This is a genomic window from Argonema galeatum A003/A1 (assembly GCF_023333595.1).
Classification (GTDB): domain Bacteria; phylum Cyanobacteriota; class Cyanobacteriia; order Cyanobacteriales; family Aerosakkonemataceae; genus Argonema; species Argonema galeatum.
Window position 1 is genome coordinate 16,891 of record NZ_JAIQZM010000025.1, and the last position, 18,926, is coordinate 35,816.

Consider the following 18,926-nt stretch of genomic DNA (forward strand, 5'->3'; position numbering starts at 1 on the left):
CCGGACGTGATATAGGCAGAGCCTCGCTGATATTAGTGCCATTGAACTTAAGCCAAAGGCTATATTACAGCGATGCAGTCAATTTCTACCAAAACGTCTTTTGGCAGACGGGATACTTGGACAGTAGCGCGAGCTGGTGCTGTTGCTTCATCAAAATATTTAGCATAGACCGCATTCATGGCAGCAAAGTCGTTCATATCTGTTAAGAAAACGTTGGTTTTTACCACATCTGACCAATTAGCACCAGCAGCAGAGAGGATGGCTTCGATGTTAGACATAACACATTCTGTTTGCTTTGTTACATCGTCGGTATACACAACATGACCGACTCTGGGATCGATCGCAATTTGTCCAGCTACAAAAACCATTTCGCCACTAGCGACGATGGCTTGATTGTATGGGCCGACGGGTGCGGGTGCTGCGTCCGTGCGAATAACTTTGCGAGTCATAGATATCACTTTTTCTAACGAAACTTTTTGCTTAGGAAATTCTACCTCAAAATCTTCTGATTGGTAAATTTCTCCATCAGGCATTATCGCACCAGTGAAGTCTGCATCTTGAAGATTTGCTCCATAAATGTTAGCGTTAGTTAAATCTGCTTTCCTCAGATTTGCACCCTTAAGATTTGCCTTCATGAAATCTGTGTTTTGCAGACCTGCTCTTTCTAGATTTATCCCTTGCAAAAACGCTTTTCTAAACTTTGTATTTGTTAAATCTGCTGCCCCCAAATCCACATCAGCCAAATTCATGCCTGATAAATCATAGTTGATCAGTTTTACACCCCGAAGTCTAGATCTAGGGAGATTCGTATCTTTGAGAGTAACAGCAGTTAGATTTGCCCGACTTAAATCAGATCCAGCCAAGTTTGCCCCAGTTATATTTCCACTACTAAGATCCGATCTGATTAGGTTTGTTTCAATCAAAGAAGCTTTGGTTAAATTTACATAGTTTAGTTTTGTATCACTCAGGTTGGCATTGTCCAAGTTGGCATTACTAAAGTTTACACTACTCAGATTTGCGCCACACAAATTTGCACCATTGTTCAAGTTAGCATTAGTAAAGTTAGCACTACTCAGATTTGCTTTACTCAAATTTGCACCGCTGAGTTCCGCCAAACTGAAATTTACTGAAGAACCCTGCACCTCGCTCAAATTGGCTTTGATCAGAGATGCTCTACTAAAGTTTGCTGAAGTGAGATTGGCCTTAGTCAGATTTACTTCATCTAACTCAGATCCGGTCAAATCTGCACCCTCTAGGTTTATCCCACTCAAATCTGCACCTTTGAGGTCTATCCCACTTAGGTTTGCTTTCTGAAATTTCCGTTCGCCTTGTGCGTATTTTTCAATAAGTTCGTCACTGTTCATGGTTAAAATTGCGAGTCATTGATATCAATCTTTCTTTGATGTTTCAGGTTTGTAAATTTCTCCATCGGGCATTATCGCACCAGCGAGGTCTATATCTTTGATGTTTACCCCATAAGTTCTTGCATCAGTCAAGTCTGCTCTTTTAAGATTTGCTCCCTTCAAATTGGCTCTAATCAAATCTGCGCCTCGGAGATTCGCTCCCTCTAAATTCGCTCCTTGCAGGGAGGTTTTTCTAAGGTTTTTTTCTCTTAAGTCTGCGCCCATCAAATCCGCTTGAGCAAGATTCATGCCTGACAAATCAAATCCCTCTAAATTTACTGCGTGAAGCTTAACCCCTTGGAGATTAACATCTGTAATGGTGGCACCAACTAAGCTTGCTCGACTCAAATCTGCACCAGCTAAGTTTGCCCCTGCCAAATTTGTAGTTTTTAAATTGGCTCTACTTAGGTTAGCTTCCCGAAAGGAAGCTCGATTACATTTTGCTGCACTTAAATTCGCACCATTTAAGTTTGTTTTGTCTAGGTTGGCATTACTTAAGTCAGCACCACTCAGATTAGCGCCACTCAGGTTAGCACCACTCAAGTTGGCATTATTGAAGTTAGCACCACTCAAATCAGCACCACTTAGATTAGCGCCACTCAAGTTAGCATTACTCAAGTTGGATTGACTGTTTAACTTGGCACCACTTAAGTCAGCACCGCTGAGGTCTGCCCAACTCAGATTTATGTAGTTTCCCAGTACCCCACTCAAATTTGTGCCTGTGAGCAATGCACTACTAAAGTTAGTACTGGTAAGCACCGCCTTAGTTAATTTGGCCTCACTCAAGTCCGCCCCAGTAAAATCAGCACTGCTTAGGTCTATCTCACTTAGGTCTGCACCTTGGATGTTTACCCCACTCAGCTTTGCCGAACTAAACTTCCGTTGTCCTTCTGTGTATTTTGCTAAAAGTTCTTCAGCGTCCATAATCAACCTTTCAATGCACTTTTATCAGTCTACCGCCAGATTCTTTTTTTTAACGCAGAACCACTCAGAGGACATCGCAGAGCGTGACACTACGCATTCCGTACTATTTACGGTGTTGCAGGGAATACTAAGATCGTTAGTATTCCCCGACAAAACAAGCGTATGAACCGTACTCAACCTTCCAGCCTTTGTGCCCGCTGCGAAACCTTACCCACCAAAATTGAGGGAACAGGCAGATTATACCTGTGGTTTCCCTCCGGTCACAGTCTGACGAAAGTCCTCCATTACCTGCGTAAAGCCGAGCTGGACTACGAACTCAAGGAGGAGGGGCAGTGTCTTGCCATTCAGTTGGAGGAAGTCCAAACCGAAAATTGTGTCAACACCTTAGCTGGGATACTGACCGACAACGAGTTAAAAAACACGCAGGCATTGTTCATGACTCACGCGAACGCTCCCCAACTTCGCGATTGCGCTCGCACGACCACTTTGGCTCGTATGACTCACCTTAACCAGTCGGGTTGGCTGCTGGACTTGCTGGAGGCCGATCGCGTCACCTGTCAATTTCAGCCAATCGTCTCTACTCAAGATACCTCGGTGATTTTTGGTCAAGAAGCCTTATTCCGTGGAATTGCTCCTAATGGTAGCTTTATTGCTCCCGGTCAAATTTTCTCGTTGGCGACAGAAGCAGGCATCTTGGTTCAGCTCGATCTCATCGCTAGGCGCATAGCGATTCGCGAGACCATGAGACACCAAATCAAAGAACACATTTTTATCAACTTTTCTCCCACGTCTATTTACGATCCTACTTCCTGCTTGCGCTCCACAATGGAGGCGATCGATGAAGCGGGTATTTCTCACGAACAGATCGTTTTCGAGGTTGTTGAGTCTAATCAGCCTCAAGATACCGAACATCTCAAAGGCATTCTCAATGTCTACCAGGAAGCGGGTTTTCGCATGGCGTTGGATGATTTTGGCGAAGGGGGTTCCAATCTCAACTTGCTCCACCAACTTCGTCCCGATTTTATTAAGCTTGATATGCGTTTGATTCGCAATGTGCAGGCAGACCCTTATAAGGCATTTGTTACTGAGAAGATTCTAGAGATTGCCAGCCACTTGAACATCCAGACGATCGCTGAAGGCATTGAATCGGTTGAAGAGCTGCATTGGGTAAAACAGCGGGGAGCAACTTTTGTTCAGGGCTATCTCATTAGCCCCCCGACGACTTTTCCGCTGATAAATCCCCCTCAAATTACAACAAGCTCTCTGGAAGTTGGGTAAGTCGCAAAGGTCTTTCGGAATTATTATTGCTAATGTTCATAATGAATATTTTTGTAGTAGCACGGCATCATAAATTTGTCGTTTCTATGAAAATTTTCATTATGTCGTGCCCTGGATCGGCATATTTGACCGGAAAGAGCCGATCCCCTTGGTGGAAGTAGAAAGTAATGCCTCTTCAAGACTGCGTGAGTAGTATGAAGTAGGATTGATATACCAAAAAACGATCGCTCATGTTTAAATGGCTTTTTAATAACTCGAAATATCAACAGGTTGAGCAGAATCTCAAACGCCAAAATCAATCCCTAAAATTGCTGGGAGATGTCACCCTTAAAATTCGCCAATCGTTGAATCTGGAAGACATTCTCCAGACCACGGTTACCGAGGTGCGTCAACTGTTAGCGTGCGATCGGTTATTGGTCTATCGATTGTGGGAAGATGGGACTGGCAGTGCGGTGGCAGAGTCTGTCGATCTTGACTATCCAGCGGTTTTGGGACAAACGTTTCCGTCTGAGGTTTTTCCAGTCGAAATTCATCAGCAGTACTGCCACGGAAAGATTAAAGCGATTGAAGATATCAAAAGTGCTTCGATATCGAGCTGCCTAATCGAATTTCTCCAAGATTTTAAAGTCCAGGCAAAGCTGGTCGTGCCGATTCTGTTCGAGTCAAAACTTTGGGGGCTATTGGTGGCTCATCAGTGTCGGGAACCGCGACACTGGTCAACGTTTGAGATCGAACTCCTCAAACAACTAGCTGACAACCTTAGCATTGCTGTCGCTCAAGCCCAACTGCTCGAAGCATTGCGGCTGAGTGAAGAGCGATACTCCCTTGCTATGCAAGCAACCAACGATGGTCTTTGGGATTGGGATCTCAGAACCGATCGAGTTTACTTTTCTTTCCGCTGGAAAGCCCTGCTGGGGTATGAGGAGTCTGAGATTGGCTCTAGCATTGAAGAGTGGTGGAATCGGGTACATCCTCAAGCGCAAGAACAAATCAAAACTCAAATGACTGACTACCTTGCACAACAAGTCCTGCAAGATGTCAGCGAATACTTTATCAGCGAGCATCAGATCCAGCACCAAGATGGCATCTACCGTTGGGTGCTGGTTCGAGGACTGGGTAAGCGAGGAACTGATGGCAAGATTGAGCGCATTGTTGGTTCGTTAAGCGACATAACTGGGCGCAAGCAAGCAGAACACCAGTTACGTTTGCTCGAATCAGTCGTCGTGAATGCAAATGATGCCGTTGTGATTACTGAAGCTGAGCCGATTAACGATTCCGGCCCCCGAATTTTATATGTAAACCAAGCTTTCAGCAAGATGACTGGCTACAGTCCCCAGGAGGTATTGGGCAAGACCCCGCGCATTCTCCAAGGGCCTAAAACTGACCGGGCAACCCGTGCCAAGATTCGGGCGGCACTGAAGGCGTGGCAGCCAGTTCGAGTGGAGCTCGTTAACTACTGCAAGGATGGGTCTGAGTTTTGGGTTGAGCTGAATATTGCACCCGTTGCCGATGAAATGGGGTGGTATACCCATTGGATAGCGATTCAACGAGACATTACGGAGCGTAAGCGAGCAGAGGAAGCTTTTGGACAGCAAGCCGAACGGGAGCGACTTGTTGCTCAAATCGCTCAACGCATTCGCCGATCGCTAAAATTGTCGGATATTCTCAGTACAACTGTGACAGAAGTACGCCAATTTCTGAAGTGCGATCGCGTGTTAATTTACCGCTTCTGGACAGATGGGACAGGAAGTGCTGTGACAGAAGCGGTTGCAGCCCGTTGGTCACCCATTTTGGGGCGTACTTTCCCCGCCGAAGTTTTTCCGACTGAGTACCACGATCTTTACAAACAAGGACGCATTCGTGCGATCGCAAATGTGGAAACTGAGGCCATCACCCCTTGTCTCGTTGACTTTTTGCATGAGTTGCAGGTGAAAGCAAAACTTGTAGTGTCACTTATGCAAGGAGATAACCTTTGGGGTCTGCTCGTTGCCCATCACTGTTGTGAACCAAGAGCTTGGCAACCATTTGAGATTAACTTGCTCGCTTCATTATCGACCCAATTGGCGATCGCAATTCAGCAAGCCGAACTATACGATCGGCTCCAAGGAGCGAATCAAGAATTGCAACATTTAGCCAAGTTGGATAGTTTAACTGGTATAGCGAATCGTCGTATGTTTGATGAGTATCTCGATCGAGCCTGGTTGCAAATGGGACGGGATAGCCAGCCATTGTCGCTCATTCTGTGCGACATTGATTATTTCAAGCTTTACAACGATACCTACGGGCACCAAGCAGGTGACCATTGCATCCAACAGGTGGCGAAAGCGATTAGTCGTGCAGCTCAACGCCCAACGGATTTAGTCGCTCGTTATGGCGGCGAGGAATTTGCTGTGATTCTCACCAATACAGGAGGGGAAGGGGCAGTAAAGGTCGCAGAGAAGATTCGCTCTGAAGTTGAAGCGCTGAACATTGTTCATGCCACTTCCAGCGTCGGGCAATACGTTACCCTCAGCTTAGGGGTTGCGAGTACCGTGCCTGCCTCGACTTCTTCTCTAGCAATGCTGATTGCACTGGCTGATGAAGCAATGTATCAGGCGAAGAAGCGGGGGCGCAATCAGGTAATCGTTCACTGCGCCTCACCTCGGTGCTAGAGCGGATATGAGTAGGTGTAGTGTTATATAGATTACCTAAATGTTTGCTACAGATGTAGGGGCAATTCATGAATTGCCCCTACACCAGAGAGTGTTCATTTGTAGCAGAAATAAATCCAAACGATATTACTCCAGCTTAAAATCTTATTTCAATTTTTGCTTTTGAGTCAGTCGCTTCTCTGACTTCAGTAGCGCATATTTGCTCTTTCGCGTCTATGCGCTCGCGTCGCAGGCTATGCCTACGGCACGCACTCGCGTTCGCCAACGTGGTTCGTTAAAAATTTAAGACAAACGAGGGCGAATTCTATAATGCCGATAACGCCAATAATCCTGCAAAATGCGATCGTGGTCAAAACAGAGATTAGTCGGAACTCGCCAAGATTCAAAAACATTTATTACCTTAGCATCATCCCCAGCCTTTGGTTTCCCCGTCGCCGTAGCAATAAACACAACGCTCATCGTATGCTGACGCGGGTCGCGATTCGGGTCAGAATAAACGTGGAATTGCTCAATCAACTCGACATTTAAACCCGTCTCCTCCTGAGCTTCTCGTCGCGCTGCCGTTTCGACAGTTTCGCCGTAGTCCACAAAACCACCAGGAATAGCCCAACCCAGGGGTAGATTTTTACGTTCAATTAGCACTATTGGTCGATGCGATCGATCGATCAATTCAATGATGATATCGACAGTAGGAGTAGGATTTCGGTAAGTCACAAGCCAAAAAATCTGAAATTTACGATCGGGGCAGGTATTTTACCCACCCTACGCTCTCAGCATAGCGCCCAGTTACTACCAAATCCAAGGGCCTCAAGCTCATCAGGTACGCCCACAGGCTTAAGCCCGGAGGCTACACTTACAAAGCCTGCCTACACAGGCTCAAATAAGTTTTTGAATTTTAGACCGCAAAGCCGGTATAAGTACGCGCAAGCCGCGAATGAGAGGCTTTAGGCTTCTGAAAACCGCTGTAAAGCCCCCTACCGTGATAATGTCGTAACGTCTGCTTCTTATTTTGATTTAGGTTATATATGCCGTTTCCCAGATCCAGTGGCATTTTGCTGCACCCCACCTCTTTTCCGAGTCGCTTTGGCGTAGGAGAGTTGGGCTTAGAAGCCTATCGCTTTGTAGATTTTTTAACAGAAAGCAAACAGCAATTTTGGCAGATATTGCCTTTGGGGCCAACGGGGTATGGCAATTCCCCTTATATGTGTTTTTCAGCGATGGCTGGCAACCCGCTGCTGATTAGCCCGGAGAAACTGCGAGATGATGGTTTGTTAAATGAGGAGGATTTTGCCAATCTGCCCGAATTTCCAGCTGATAAGGTAGATTACGAGCTAGCAATCAAAACCAAAATACCTCTGCTCCAGAAAGCCTGCGAGAACTTTAAAACCAAAGCTTCAGAGTTCCTGCAAAAAGAATTTGCGGGTTTTTGCCAGAGTAAGGCTTACTGGCTGGATGACTATGCTTTATTTATGACGTTTCTGGATACTCATGAAGGTGCCAGCTGGCATACGTGGTCACCGGAACTAGCCAAGCGCGAACCGGGCACTATGGATCAGTTGGGGCGGCGGCTGAACGCTGAGATTATTTTTCATAAATTCGTTCAGTTCCAGTTCTTTCGCCAGTGGTCCGAACTGAAGCGCTACGCCAATATGCGGGGTATCCAAATTATTGGCGATATTCCTATTTATGTGGCTCACAATAGTGCTGATGTTTGGGCTAATCCTCAAATCTTTTGCCTGGATGAAGAAACGGGCGAACCGGCGCTGATGGCGGGCGTACCGCCAGATTACTTCAGTGAAACAGGTCAATTGTGGGGAAACCCAGTCTATAACTGGGAGGAATTGCAGAAAGATAATTTTCATTGGTGGGTGCAGCGCTTCCAGTCGATGCTGGATTATGTAGATATCATTCGTGTCGATCACTTCCGGGGATTCGAGTCTTTCTGGGCAGTTAAGCAGGGCGAAGAAACGGCTATGTACGGTGAGTGGGTGGACGCGCCGGGGACTGCTTTGTTTGAGGTAGTTAAGGAGAAGTTGGGCAATCTACCTATTGTGGCTGAGGATTTAGGCGTAATTACGCCGGAGGTAGAGGCGCTGCGAGACAGGTTTAAGTTCCCAGGGATGAAGATTTTGCAGTTTGCTTTTGGTTCTGACCCTGGTAACCCTTATTTGCCGTTTAATTACGATCGCAACTGTCTAGCTTACACAGGCACCCACGATAACGATACAACGGTGGGGTGGTTCGATAAATTGTCGGATGAGGAAAAAAATAGCGTCCTGCGTTACTTGGGTTGTACCAGTGCTGACGGAATTCATTGGGATTTGATCCGGTTGGTTTTAAGCTCTGTGGCGAATCAAGTGATTACTCCTCTTCAAGATATCTTGGGATTAGGCACCCAAGCTCGGATGAATACACCTGGGATTGGGGAGGGCAATTGGGAGTGGCGCTATCGATGGGATGCTTTGAGGTGGGAAGATCGTGAATTCCTCAAGACTTTGACCGAAATTTATGGCCGAGCTCCCATGCCTGTTTAAGATTGAGGGCCAGCTTTGAAACGCTTTGTTTCCGCCTGACCTGAAACTCCCAGTGGCTCGGCTTGCTTCTCATTAAAAGTAACTAGCACTCCGCCAGCATTGCCAGCTCGGATAATCAGTTCTTCCTTTGCCTCCCAGGTGCGTTGAGTGCCTGAAGGCAGAGTTCCTTCAAACTGGGTTTTCCCATCCGCGACAACGCGAATCCAAGACTCTTCTTTGAGGGTGACGCCCACTCGCAACGGCTTGTCGGATTTAGGGATATTGCTGCTGGAAGTCGAGCTCAGGAGCGCTAAGCTGTCTGGCTTGGGTTTATTATCCGACTTGGGCGGTGGTGCGATCGCTTTTTTCTCCGTTTCCTGGTTGCTGGCTTGCATAGCGGAGTTTTTCACTAGCCCAGATAAACCGTTCACCGCGCAGATAATCAAAAATATGTAAACCAAGTAAAGGTGAATCGGTTTCAATTGAGGTACTGCGGGCAAAACCCGCCAGGAAGCTTTGAGGAATTGAAAGCTTTGTCCTGTGGGGAAGACGCTGGCGAATTCGCCTCCGTCCAAGCCTAGCGTATCTGCGTATCGCTTGATAAAACCCTGGATGTATACGGGTTCGGGCAGTGGCTCTAGATTTCCTTCCTCGATCGCATTCAGCAGACGCGCCTGAACTTTGGTCTTAGCTGCAACTTCCTCTAGGGACAGGCTCTGTTCCTGGCGCAAATGGCGCAGGTAACTCCCCATCTCGGCTAGTTTTTCGGCTCGTTGTTTCTCAAGATAAGGAAGTAGATTCTCCTTCTTATTCCTCTTCATACGTTGCGTTCCTTGACATCTGCTGGCACATCTACTGATGAGTGTTAGGGATGGGTTTAACCAAATTATCTGTTATCCAACAGCCTTATCTGTTAAATCCTCCCGGAGGGGTTTAGCCAAATTATCTGTTATCCGGCTGGCTTGTCTGTTAAATCCGACCCTGCGCCTTGTAAAAAATCGACTTCATCATCTTTGAGCAAACGGTAGTGACCTGGCAATAGTGACTCCTTGGGTGTTTCCAGTTGAATGGGGCCAATGGCAGTGCGATGAATGTGAATTACTGGGTATCCCAGAGTTTCCGCCACTCGTCGAATTTGTCGGTTTCTGCCCTCTTTGAGAACTATTTCCAACAGGGTTTTGTCACCGTTGGGCCGCGTTTTAATTATTTTGACCTGAGCGGGTAAAGTTTTTTTGCCTGCTAGAACAATTCCCTGACGCCAGATTTGCAGCACCTTTTCGGGGGGCTGACCTTGCACCCATACATGATAAGTCTTAGAAACTTTGTGGCTGGGATGAACCAGGCGAAACGTTAGGTCGCCGTCGTTCGTCAGCAATAATGCCCCGGTGGTTTCAGCATCCAAGCGACCAACGGGGTGTATTCCAGATTTGAGCCGAGTTTCGGCGGGCAGCAGATCGAGAACGGTGGGGCGTCCTTGCGGGTCGCTACAGGTGGAAACAACTCCAGCGGGTTTGTGGAGCAGCAGATAAATCAGCTTGGGACGATTGGCAGGCTTGAGAGGTCTGCCATCGACTTCAATGCGATCGCCCTCTGGATCGGCTTTTTGCCCCAGATGAGCGGGGATGCCATTGACGCTCACGCGCCCAGCGAGAATCAATTGTTCTGCTTGACGGCGCGAGGCAATGCCCCATTGGGATAGTATCTTTTGCAGCCTTTCTTGCATGACGGACTGCGCGAACCCACTTGCTAGTCTTTTAGGTTCAAGCTTAATCTTGGTAAAACTACAGGTAAACTATGTACAAATATTACCTGAATAAAGCATTAATCTTGATTTATCTTTATGTCCCATGCTCCCTCGAACGACGATGGTTATCCAGAAAGGTTAAGCCAGGAACCGCTTAAACAAAGTCGCATTATCAGCAAGGTACTGACTCCTGCTGTGCGATTGTGGCTGCGATCGCAAGTAGAGCAAGTGGAAGACCTCCAGATAAACATCCAGGCGGGAGATCGTCTTCTCCTCACCGGCCATATTCCCAAGGTATCCCTCTCGGCTCGCCGCGCCGTCTATCAAGGGTTGTATGTCCGACAAATTCAGTTGGTCGCAGAAACTATCCGAATTAATCTCGGCCAGGTTTTAAAAGGTAAGTCGCTGCGTTTGCTAGAACCTGTTCCGGTTACAGGGGAGCTGTTGGTGGAAGAAGTAGACCTCAATGCTTCTCTCAAAGGAACTTTGCTACCTAATGCCTTGACTGAGTTTTTGATGACCCTGCTGAAAGCGGGTGGCTGCCAGAATCCTACCGAACTTCTTCAAAATCGGCACATTACCTGGGAGGAGATTGCGATCGATTCTGGAAAAATCAAACTGAGCGGCACTATCATATCGTTTCCGGTTGTGTCTGAATCATTATGGCCGCAGAGGGGCAGAGGGGCAGAGGGGCTCTTGAGCAGAGGGGCAGAGGGGCAGAGGGGCAGAGGGGCTCTTGAGCAGAGGGGCAGAGGGGCTCTTGAGCAGAGGGGCAGAGGGGCAGAGGGGCAGAATCTTCCCCTAGCCCCTAGTCCGTCTTTCTCTAGCCCCTTACTCAGTTCTGACCAAAATGCCTACTCTAGAATAGCGATTTGCACTGGTGTAGAGCTAGCTAGCTGCCATGAATTGCGATTTATCGATCCCCAGATTGAGGTCGATCTCGATCTAAATTTTCCTTCTTTAGATACTTTCCAGCTGGACTTAGGCCCAGAAGTCGATCTTCAGCAACTAACGTTAAGTCCAGGCCAACTCTTTTGTCGCGGTGGCATTTTGGTCAGAACTGATTAAGGGCCTAGGGGCTAGGGGCTAGGGGCTAGGGAAGAGGGGCAAATCTTCCCTAGCCCCTAGCCCCTCTGCTCCTCTGCTCCTCTGCCCCTCTGCCTCTAGCCCCTAGCCCCTCTGCCTTACCCTCTGTGTAGCAGCGGTAAGAGTAAAGTCACAAAGTAGTAAACGAGGGGTGCGGTAAAAACATAGCTGTCAGCGCGGTCTAAAATGCCACCGTGACCGGGGATAAGTTGCCCGGAGTCTTTGACACCAGCATCTCGCTTCATCATCGATTCGGTGAGGTCTCCCAGGAGACTGGCGATGCCAATTAGCAGACCCAAGGCAACGCCGGTGAGAGGCCAACCAGGCCAATTTAGATACCAAGCTCCGGCTACACCTACGGCTACGCTGGCACTGACTCCAAAAGCTGCTCCTTCTACTGTTTTTTTGGGGCTGATGTCGGAAAGGCGAGTTTTACCGAAAAATTTGCCAATAATGTAAGCTCCAATATCAGCTGCCCAGATGCAGACGAAAGCCAGCAACGTGAGTGTAAGACCTTGGGGCAGCGCTTGCAGATTTGTCCAAGTTTCAGGCCAGTAACCTCCTAAAGGTAAGTTGCTGGTTTGGGTACTTTCTAGAGATCGCAATCTTACCCAATAGCTAGGCAAATAGCCGCCATAAAACAGCCCCAAAATTGAGGTGGAAATATCGGCTATGGAGGCAAATTTCGGCTGAAACAGGAGATAGAAACAAATAAACGTCCCCGCTACTGGAAATACTGCGTCAGCTAGATCCGAGGAAACTGTAGCTACCACTAACAAGATCTGGCTAACAACTAGAGTTGTTTTCCCAGCCGGTTCAATTCCCTTGGCTCGCGCCAGCTGAAAATATTCCAACTGACCAAGATAGATAATAATGCCAAAACAGAGGGTGAAGTACCACCCTCCCAAGAGAGTCATCCCCAAAGCAAGGATAATTGCAACAATTCCGCTAAGTATACGAGGCCAAGGCATGAGGCAATTTTGGATTTTAGATTTTAGATTGAATAGAAAATCTAAGATCTAACTATATATTTGATTCAGTTTAGCTTTTCGCCACTGAGGATAAAAACGGGGCTGACAGCTGCAAAGGTTTGATGAGTGCCTCGCGTTTCCAGACGGTTGACGGCGGACTGTACGACTTCAATATTCCGAACTTGCAACTGGGAAAAGCTTTCGGAGATGGCGTAAAGACTCTCTAGATTGCTAGCGGTGGCGACTATTCTACCAGAGGGTTGCAAGTAGTGCCAGACTTCTTTAAGAATTTCTTTGATGGGGCGTCCCCCTTCGATGCAAACGCGATCGGGTGTTTGGGATAAATCTTTGAGACACTCCGGGGCGCTACCTTCGATGATTTCCACATTGCGGACATCAAAGCGATCGCAATTGCGGCGGATCAGACTTGCCACTTCCTCATCCCGTTCCACCGCGATTATCTTGCCTTTGGGGCAGAGCAAGCCAGCTTCCACAGGGATGGTGCCCGTGCCTGCTCCAATATCCCACAAAACTGTGTCTGGCAACAATCGCAAATGGGAAATCAACAGCAGTCGGACTTCGCGCTTGCTGAGGGGAATACCGGGCAATCGATCGAACAGCTCGTCGGGGATGCCGGGAGTAATGTAGGGCCAAAGTTGGGAAGACATAGAAATCCTTGAGAGGAGCGTACTGGGCATAATGCCCGACACAACCCCACTTTAGCAATGTCTGGTCAAATCCCCCTCTTTCGCTTGGACAATCTCAACTTTGCTGTACATTACGTCCGATCGCATTACAGTCAACTTTGATAATATTCTTGTGGGATGGGCATCCTGCCCGTCCCGAAGTACAATTTAGATGCGCGACAGCTTATTTTGCAGATTTTCTAACAGTTTAATGTGGCAGGGCAGGAATTGAACCTGCAGGGGCTTTCGCCCGAAGGATTTTGACTCCTTTGCGGTCTACCGATAACCCTCAATTCTGCGGCCTGTAAGGGCAAGGAACGAATAAAGGGATTGTTTATTTCGCCACCCGCCACAAGATTAAAAAGATTTAGCTGCGGTGAGAAAACCAGGGTTGGTGGTTTTCTCACCGCAAGCCAATTATAGCTCATCCGTTGCTAGCATTTGGATGACGCGAGGTGTACCCGGATCGAACCCACTCATATCCCAAGAAAGGGGATCTTTCGGATCTACCAAAGTGATTTGGTAAGGCGCAAGCGTAACATATACCGCTTTGATATCTGGATTTATCTTTTGGCGATATTCAGCTAATGCTTGACTGGGATGTTTAGAACCAGCCCAACTTTCCGAATCAGTCCAAAAACAGACAACATCTGCTTTGAAGTTATTTTTAATCATCCAGCGGTAAGCAACAGAAGCATCAGTTCCGCCAAAGTTTTGGTTGCTAGCTTTAGCAATAGCAGAACTAAAACTATCTTTGGCAGTAATACCCAAATCGCGGAACTCAGTAGAAAAACCGCGAATCATGTAATTTTTCTCAGCCTTAGCTGTTACTAATGCCATTGTTGTCGCTATTTCACAACAGCTAAGTCCCACCGAATCCACAACAGCGGCAGACATAGAACCAGAAATGTCTACCGCGTGCATGAACACTTTGCCCGTGGGTTCTACCACATCAAAAGATAGTTCAACTGCTTTTTCTAAGATGTCCGCAATTCGGGAAACTGGTTGCCAAGTTTTTTGGCTACGTCCCAATTTTCCACCAGATTGATAAGTTTTGAGTGCTTTCAAAACATCAATGGGATGGATGCGACCTTTACGCAGATGTTCTTTGTTATTCAGAACTGCTTCAACTCTTTCCAAATTGGCTTTTTCATCGGCTTTCAGGACACCCAATTCGGTTAGCGAACCCAGGTTACGCAGCATTGCTCCGATCGGCATTTCGTTAAACAGCAGTTGCCAAGCTTGCTTATCCATTTTGCCCACAGGTGCAGCCATTTCGTGAGTCAAACGACCTTTGAGAATAGCTTCTGGTGTTAGCGCTGGATTTCGCTTTAACCATTCGTACCACCAAATTTGAGCCAGCGCACTTGAAGGTATTTCTGTTGGTAATTCTTCCCAACCTTTAACTACCCATTCAAACAGTTGTCGATGGTCTTCGGTTGGCGGCTTAACGTGGAACAAGCGCAAAGAATCTCGATGGGAAAAACCTTGACGCTGCTGATATTTCAAAAGTTGATAAGCCAATCCTTTGACATCTTCGCGGGATAGCCAATTTTTACCGACTTCGCGAATAACTTTGCCAAATCCGCGCAGAGATTTGGTATAATTCAGCCACTCGTAAAAATGACTGCCTGTGCGGATAACTTGTGGGAAGATTTCTTGAAATGCTTTTTTTGCTTCTGGTGCTTCTCCTGTTGATAACAAGACTAGGGCAAAAATGGGAGCGCTGTTGTTGATTGAACGTCCATCGCTGGCGTAGAGAATTTCTTCTGCTACTTTGGTGGGGTTTTGTGCGATCGCTTCCTTTAAAACTTCTACAAAATCATTTGTCAACTCTTGCTTTCCGGCATAATATGTGCTTTTCGCAGTACCGATTAACAGACAGCGACGCAGCATTTTCCAAATGCCAGCATCGAACATAAACCCACCTGAACGGCCCTGAATCATTTCTGCTTCGCGTCCGGGGATAGGTTGAGTTTGTGGTGTTTCTGTGTTTTTTTGAGTGAAAAATTTATAATTCATTCTTTTATCTCTCGGCCTTTTCAGGCAAATAAAAAACGGGCGGAACAGGACTTGAACCTGCAACAGATGGATTGACGATAACCCTCAATTACTTCGGCCTTTTCAGGCAAGGTGGTGAATCGAGGACTACTGGTGATTAACCAGCCCATTGCTCTACCAAATTGAGCTATCCGCCATGATGAATTTTAGGTGGCAGGGCAGGATTTGAACCTGCGTCTTCCGCGTGATAGGCGATAACCCTCAAATCGTCGGCATTTTCAGGCAAGGTTGTGAATTAAGGATGTTTTTGGTGTTCTAGGCCGCTAAACTACCTGCCACAAGAAAAGTCAAAAGTCAAAAGTCAAAAGTCAAAAGTCAAAAGTCAAAAGAAAAAAATTATTTTGCTTTCTCTTTTTGGCGATACTGGTTCTTTTAGAATCTTTATGCAAAAGTTCATTCAATCAGTTTTGGAATTGGTGTAGCGGAACGGGATTTGAACCCGTATACCCGGACGGTGGAGCAGTTTCCTTCTAAGATAACCCTCAATTCATCGGCCTTTGCAGGCAAGAAGGCGAACTAAGGAAAATTTTTATGCTCCGGTGGACGCTCTGCCATTTGAGCTATCCGCTACAACAAGGGTTAACTCCTTTGGAATATCACTTGTATTATTACTGTAGTACGTTTATTGTTGGGTGTCAAGTAGTTGGGAAGCAAAATTTATGGCTTCTGCTGGAGTGGAGATTTTCCCCTCGATCCGCGCTATCTGAACTGCGGTGAGGAGTTGACCGATTTTGGGACTAGGTTTAAGGTTGAGTGCTTGGATCAAATCGTTTCCAGTGACTAGCGGTGTGGGGTGGGCAACTTGATCTGAGGGGGTGAGATAGCGATCGCACAACGCTGCAATTCCATCCACTTTAGTTCCACCAGCAACAGCTACCAATACTAATGCGGGGAAGACTACTCCCACTTCCCGAAACATGAAGTACTGTTCTCGTACAGACATCGGGGCCGATCGCAATTGAGGTAAAAATTTGAGAATTGTATTAACAGCGCGAATTTCAGGAACGCTGTACTTCATCTCCTTGAGAAAATCCTCAACGGAGGAGTTTTCGATCCGAATTCCAGCACGAGTGTAGTTCAAGCTGATTACCGGGATAAACCTCACCCCCCTACCCCCCTCTCCGATGTCGGAGAGGGGGGAGAAATGCGCCCCTCTCCGTGGCGGGGAGGGGTTGGGGGTGGGGTTTTCTTCTGTGGCGTTAAACTCTTGGCCGTTTTGCGCCCCTCTCCGTGGCGGGGAGGGGTTGGGGGTGGGGTTTTCTTCTGTGGCGTTAAAGTCTTCGCTGACTTTTAACTCATCAATTCCTGAAAGCCAAGTTTCTGGAATTAGGAAACTGGCAAGTTTTGCGATCGCAATCCAAGTACGTTTTGAGTCTGCTGCTAACCCCAAAACTCCAGAAGACAGTTCCACCCCAAACTGAGGCCAAATTTGGGCCAGCTTTCCACTAACGCGATCGATTTCCGCCACTAACGCCAAATTTGCTGCTGTTACATCATCGTGCAAAATCCACCGCAGTATCCCATCTGACCAAGCGGCGTTTAGCCAGGGAGTTCCTTGAGGACTGCTGAGGAGATAGCCTAATTCTACTCGCACTCGTTCGGCGGCAATTTGAGCGAGTAAAGGTGCTAATTGGCGAATTGCCGATCGAGTTTCCTCCTCAATAACAAAACCCAATTGACCAGCTTGACGGTAAGCTCGTAATAGCCGCAAGGGGTCGTCTTCGAGATTTGCAGGCGATACCATACGCATGATGCCCTGCTGTAGGTCAGAAGTGCCTTGTAGGGGATCTATGAATTCGGCTGTGCGGGGATTGTAAGCGATCGCATTCACAGTAAAATCGCGCCGATGCAAATCTGTTTGGAGACTATCGCCTTCCTGTTCGGCAAAATCAGCGGTTGCATCTTTGAATACCACTCTGGCAATCTTTCGTTGAGGATCGAGTACAACAAACCCAGCTTTGTAGTGATATGCGATCGTACTAGCTGTCTCTACTGCACCAATTGGCACCACAAAATCCAAATCCAGATACTCCCGCCGTCTTAAGAGTAGAGCATCTCGCACCGCACCGCCTACCATATAAGCAGGCACAGGCAACCATTCCAAGTCAAACGGCCAACTTTCCGGAGATAGGATAGAATCTTTCTTATTTTCTTCCTTCGCGTCCTTTGTGTCTTCGTGGTTCATTCAATTCTTTTACACAAGTTGCAACAAAAATCAACCAAGCGACCAACAAATTGCTCTCTTGCCTAAGCTAGATTAACAGAAAAGCCTCTGGAGAAAAAGCTATGTGTATTTGCATTAACTGCCATTATGTAGACCGCTGCACCACCTACAATGCAGTAGAAACTCAGCATCAGGTGCCTCACCTGACGGAAACGCCCGATTTTGAAGCTAACGAACCGAGCATTAACGTCAACATTCGTACCCGTGAAGATTATATTGAGATGGAGTGGGATGTTGTCGGCTGTAATAGCTTTAAGCAAGAGACGGGCAAGTGGGTGAGATTGCGTCCAGGTGAGTTGGTGCCAACTTGAGAAAAGTGCCGACAAAATTGAGGGGCACATTCAGAACGTGCCCCAACAGGATTAAGCGGAAATTGTAAAAAACTTAACTGTAGATACACCTGCGATCGCAACCACTACTTTACACACAAAAATAGTGCTTTAAAACTAGCAAACTTGACTATAATTTTAAATTACCTGGTTAGATCGTGTCCTTAAACATCGTTCATCTAAAAAATGCGTGTTCTTATTCTTATCTGTGTTCATCTGTGTTCATCTGTCTTCATCTGTGGTAAAAATTTAACCAACGATGACAACAGACAATTTGACGATATCACTCATAACCTAAAAGAATTAAGTAATAATTAGGAGATAAAAACTATTATTTGATGGGTAAACTGATGCCAAACTTGTTAGATCCTGGGAAATACGGCCTTGCTCTACACACTACCACCCCAGAATTAGGTATAGCCCTGAGTGATTTTACAGATGACTCCCGCTGCCAAACCTGGGACTTGGGGCACGATTTATCAACCCACTTACACCAGTACTTAGCCGAGTTTATCAAGCCTCAGACTTGGGCTGACTTGGCCTTTATTGCCGTAGCGAAAGGCCCAGGCGGCTTCACGGGCACTCGCATTGGTGTCGTTACTGCCCGTACCCTAGCCCAACAGATGGATATTCCCTTGTTTGCTGTATCCACATTAGCAGCGGTTTGTCAAGAGGAATTGGCAAAAAATTCTGGACAAGCGATCGCAATTCAATTACCTGCCCATCGCGGTGAAATATTCGTCGCTATCTATCAGGTATCCTCAACTGGTTCTGGTTTAACTCAGCTATTGCCAGACACGGTGATGAAACCGGAAAAATGGCAACAAACTCTGGAAAATTGGCCTAATTCCTATCAGTTGGTGCAAGCATCAGATAAATTGGGTGCATCTGTTTCCAGCGTGTTACAACTCGCCTATTTGGACTGGCAAAATGGATTGCGTCCCCATTGGTCGGAAGCGCTACCTTTTTACGGTCAGCACCCAATAGAGGACAAAAATGTTGGATGAAGTGAAGCAACAGAAACCCGGTTTCTTTGTCTTGAAGAAACCTTCAATC

General features: G+C 46.9%; 15 protein-coding genes and 2 tRNA genes. 6 read left to right on the forward strand and 11 right to left on the reverse strand.

Features of this window, described 5'->3' with window-relative positions:
• Positions 1–59: 59 nt before the first annotated feature.
• Together LAY41_RS32380 and LAY41_RS22400 are read right to left on the reverse strand one after the other, a co-directional pair.
• Positions 60–1,364: a Rid family detoxifying hydrolase gene (locus LAY41_RS32380; RefSeq protein WP_275974339.1), complete on the reverse strand. Its 1,305-nt coding sequence runs from the start codon at positions 1,362–1,364 to the stop codon at positions 60–62.
• Between the two features lie 24 nt (positions 1,365–1,388).
• Positions 1,389–2,327, reverse strand: coding sequence for a pentapeptide repeat-containing protein (locus LAY41_RS22400; protein WP_249103065.1), 939 nt, complete (start codon positions 2,325–2,327; stop codon positions 1,389–1,391).
• Positions 2,328–2,489: 162 nt separating this feature from the next.
• On the opposite strand from LAY41_RS22400, the gene LAY41_RS22405 reads away from it, so the two are divergent.
• The gene (locus LAY41_RS22405) at positions 2,490–3,605 is read left to right on the forward strand and encodes an EAL domain-containing protein (RefSeq protein WP_249103067.1); all 1,116 of its coding nucleotides are present in this window, start codon (positions 2,490–2,492) and stop codon (positions 3,603–3,605) included.
• A 230-nt stretch (positions 3,606–3,835) separates the two neighbouring features.
• Complete coding sequence (locus tag LAY41_RS22410; protein WP_249103068.1) at positions 3,836–6,256, forward strand: diguanylate cyclase domain-containing protein; 2,421 nt, start codon at positions 3,836–3,838, stop codon at positions 6,254–6,256.
• A gap of 282 nt (positions 6,257–6,538) precedes the next feature.
• Here LAY41_RS22410 and LAY41_RS22415 read toward each other — a convergent pair whose 3' ends face one another.
• Positions 6,539–6,970: an NUDIX domain-containing protein gene (locus tag LAY41_RS22415; protein WP_249103070.1), complete on the reverse strand. Its 432-nt coding sequence runs from the start codon at positions 6,968–6,970 to the stop codon at positions 6,539–6,541.
• Positions 6,971–7,281: 311 nt separating this feature from the next.
• On the opposite strand from LAY41_RS22415, the gene malQ reads away from it, so the two are divergent.
• Positions 7,282–8,790, forward strand: a complete 1,509-nt coding sequence (malQ, locus tag LAY41_RS22420; RefSeq protein WP_249103072.1) for a 4-alpha-glucanotransferase — start codon at positions 7,282–7,284, stop codon at positions 8,788–8,790.
• On the opposite strand, the gene LAY41_RS22425 is transcribed toward malQ, so the two are convergent.
• Both LAY41_RS22425 and LAY41_RS22430 read right to left on the reverse strand, forming a co-directional pair.
• The gene (locus LAY41_RS22425) at positions 8,787–9,590 is read right to left on the reverse strand and encodes a helix-turn-helix domain-containing protein (RefSeq protein ID WP_249103073.1); all 804 of its coding nucleotides are present in this window, start codon (positions 9,588–9,590) and stop codon (positions 8,787–8,789) included. The genes malQ and LAY41_RS22425 overlap by 4 nt on opposite strands.
• A 128-nt stretch (positions 9,591–9,718) precedes the next feature.
• A complete protein-coding gene (locus LAY41_RS22430) occupies positions 9,719–10,492 on the reverse strand; it encodes a pseudouridine synthase (protein ID WP_249103076.1) in 774 nt (257 codons plus the stop codon).
• A gap of 117 nt (positions 10,493–10,609) precedes the next feature.
• Here LAY41_RS22430 and LAY41_RS22435 point away from each other — a divergent pair, with 117 nt between their 5' ends.
• Positions 10,610–11,581: an LmeA family phospholipid-binding protein gene (locus tag LAY41_RS22435; RefSeq protein WP_249103080.1), complete on the forward strand. Its 972-nt coding sequence runs from the start codon at positions 10,610–10,612 to the stop codon at positions 11,579–11,581.
• A 116-nt stretch (positions 11,582–11,697) separates the two neighbouring features.
• Here LAY41_RS22435 and LAY41_RS22440 read toward each other — a convergent pair whose 3' ends face one another.
• The 6 genes from LAY41_RS22440 to LAY41_RS22465 form a co-directional block, all read right to left on the reverse strand.
• Positions 11,698–12,570 carry a phosphatidate cytidylyltransferase gene (locus tag LAY41_RS22440; protein WP_249103082.1) on the reverse strand — a complete coding sequence of 291 codons (873 nt, stop codon included), beginning with the start codon at positions 12,568–12,570 and terminating at the stop codon, positions 11,698–11,700.
• Between the two features lie 65 nt (positions 12,571–12,635).
• Positions 12,636–13,238, reverse strand: a complete 603-nt coding sequence (cbiT, locus tag LAY41_RS22445) for a precorrin-6Y C5,15-methyltransferase subunit CbiT (RefSeq protein WP_249103084.1) — start codon at positions 13,236–13,238, stop codon at positions 12,636–12,638.
• Between the two features lie 435 nt (positions 13,239–13,673).
• Positions 13,674–15,278, reverse strand: coding sequence for a TROVE domain-containing protein (locus tag LAY41_RS22450; protein WP_249103086.1), 1,605 nt, complete (start codon positions 15,276–15,278; stop codon positions 13,674–13,676).
• A gap of 36 nt (positions 15,279–15,314) precedes the next feature.
• Positions 15,315–15,453 (reverse strand) — tRNA-OTHER (locus LAY41_RS22455).
• Between the two features lie 14 nt (positions 15,454–15,467).
• Positions 15,468–15,595 (reverse strand) — tRNA-OTHER (locus LAY41_RS22460).
• A gap of 344 nt (positions 15,596–15,939) precedes the next feature.
• Positions 15,940–17,502, reverse strand: a complete 1,563-nt coding sequence (locus LAY41_RS22465) for a tRNA nucleotidyltransferase/poly(A) polymerase-related protein (RefSeq protein ID WP_249103088.1) — start codon at positions 17,500–17,502, stop codon at positions 15,940–15,942.
• A 101-nt stretch (positions 17,503–17,603) separates the two neighbouring features.
• Here LAY41_RS22465 and LAY41_RS22470 point away from each other — a divergent pair, with 101 nt between their 5' ends.
• Both LAY41_RS22470 and tsaB read left to right on the forward strand, forming a co-directional pair.
• Positions 17,604–17,852, forward strand: coding sequence for a Ycf34 family protein (locus LAY41_RS22470; RefSeq protein ID WP_249065273.1), 249 nt, complete (start codon positions 17,604–17,606; stop codon positions 17,850–17,852).
• A gap of 368 nt (positions 17,853–18,220) precedes the next feature.
• Complete coding sequence (gene tsaB, locus LAY41_RS22475; protein WP_249103089.1) at positions 18,221–18,877, forward strand: tRNA (adenosine(37)-N6)-threonylcarbamoyltransferase complex dimerization subunit type 1 TsaB; 657 nt, start codon at positions 18,221–18,223, stop codon at positions 18,875–18,877.
• The last annotated feature ends 49 nt before the right edge of the window (positions 18,878–18,926 follow it).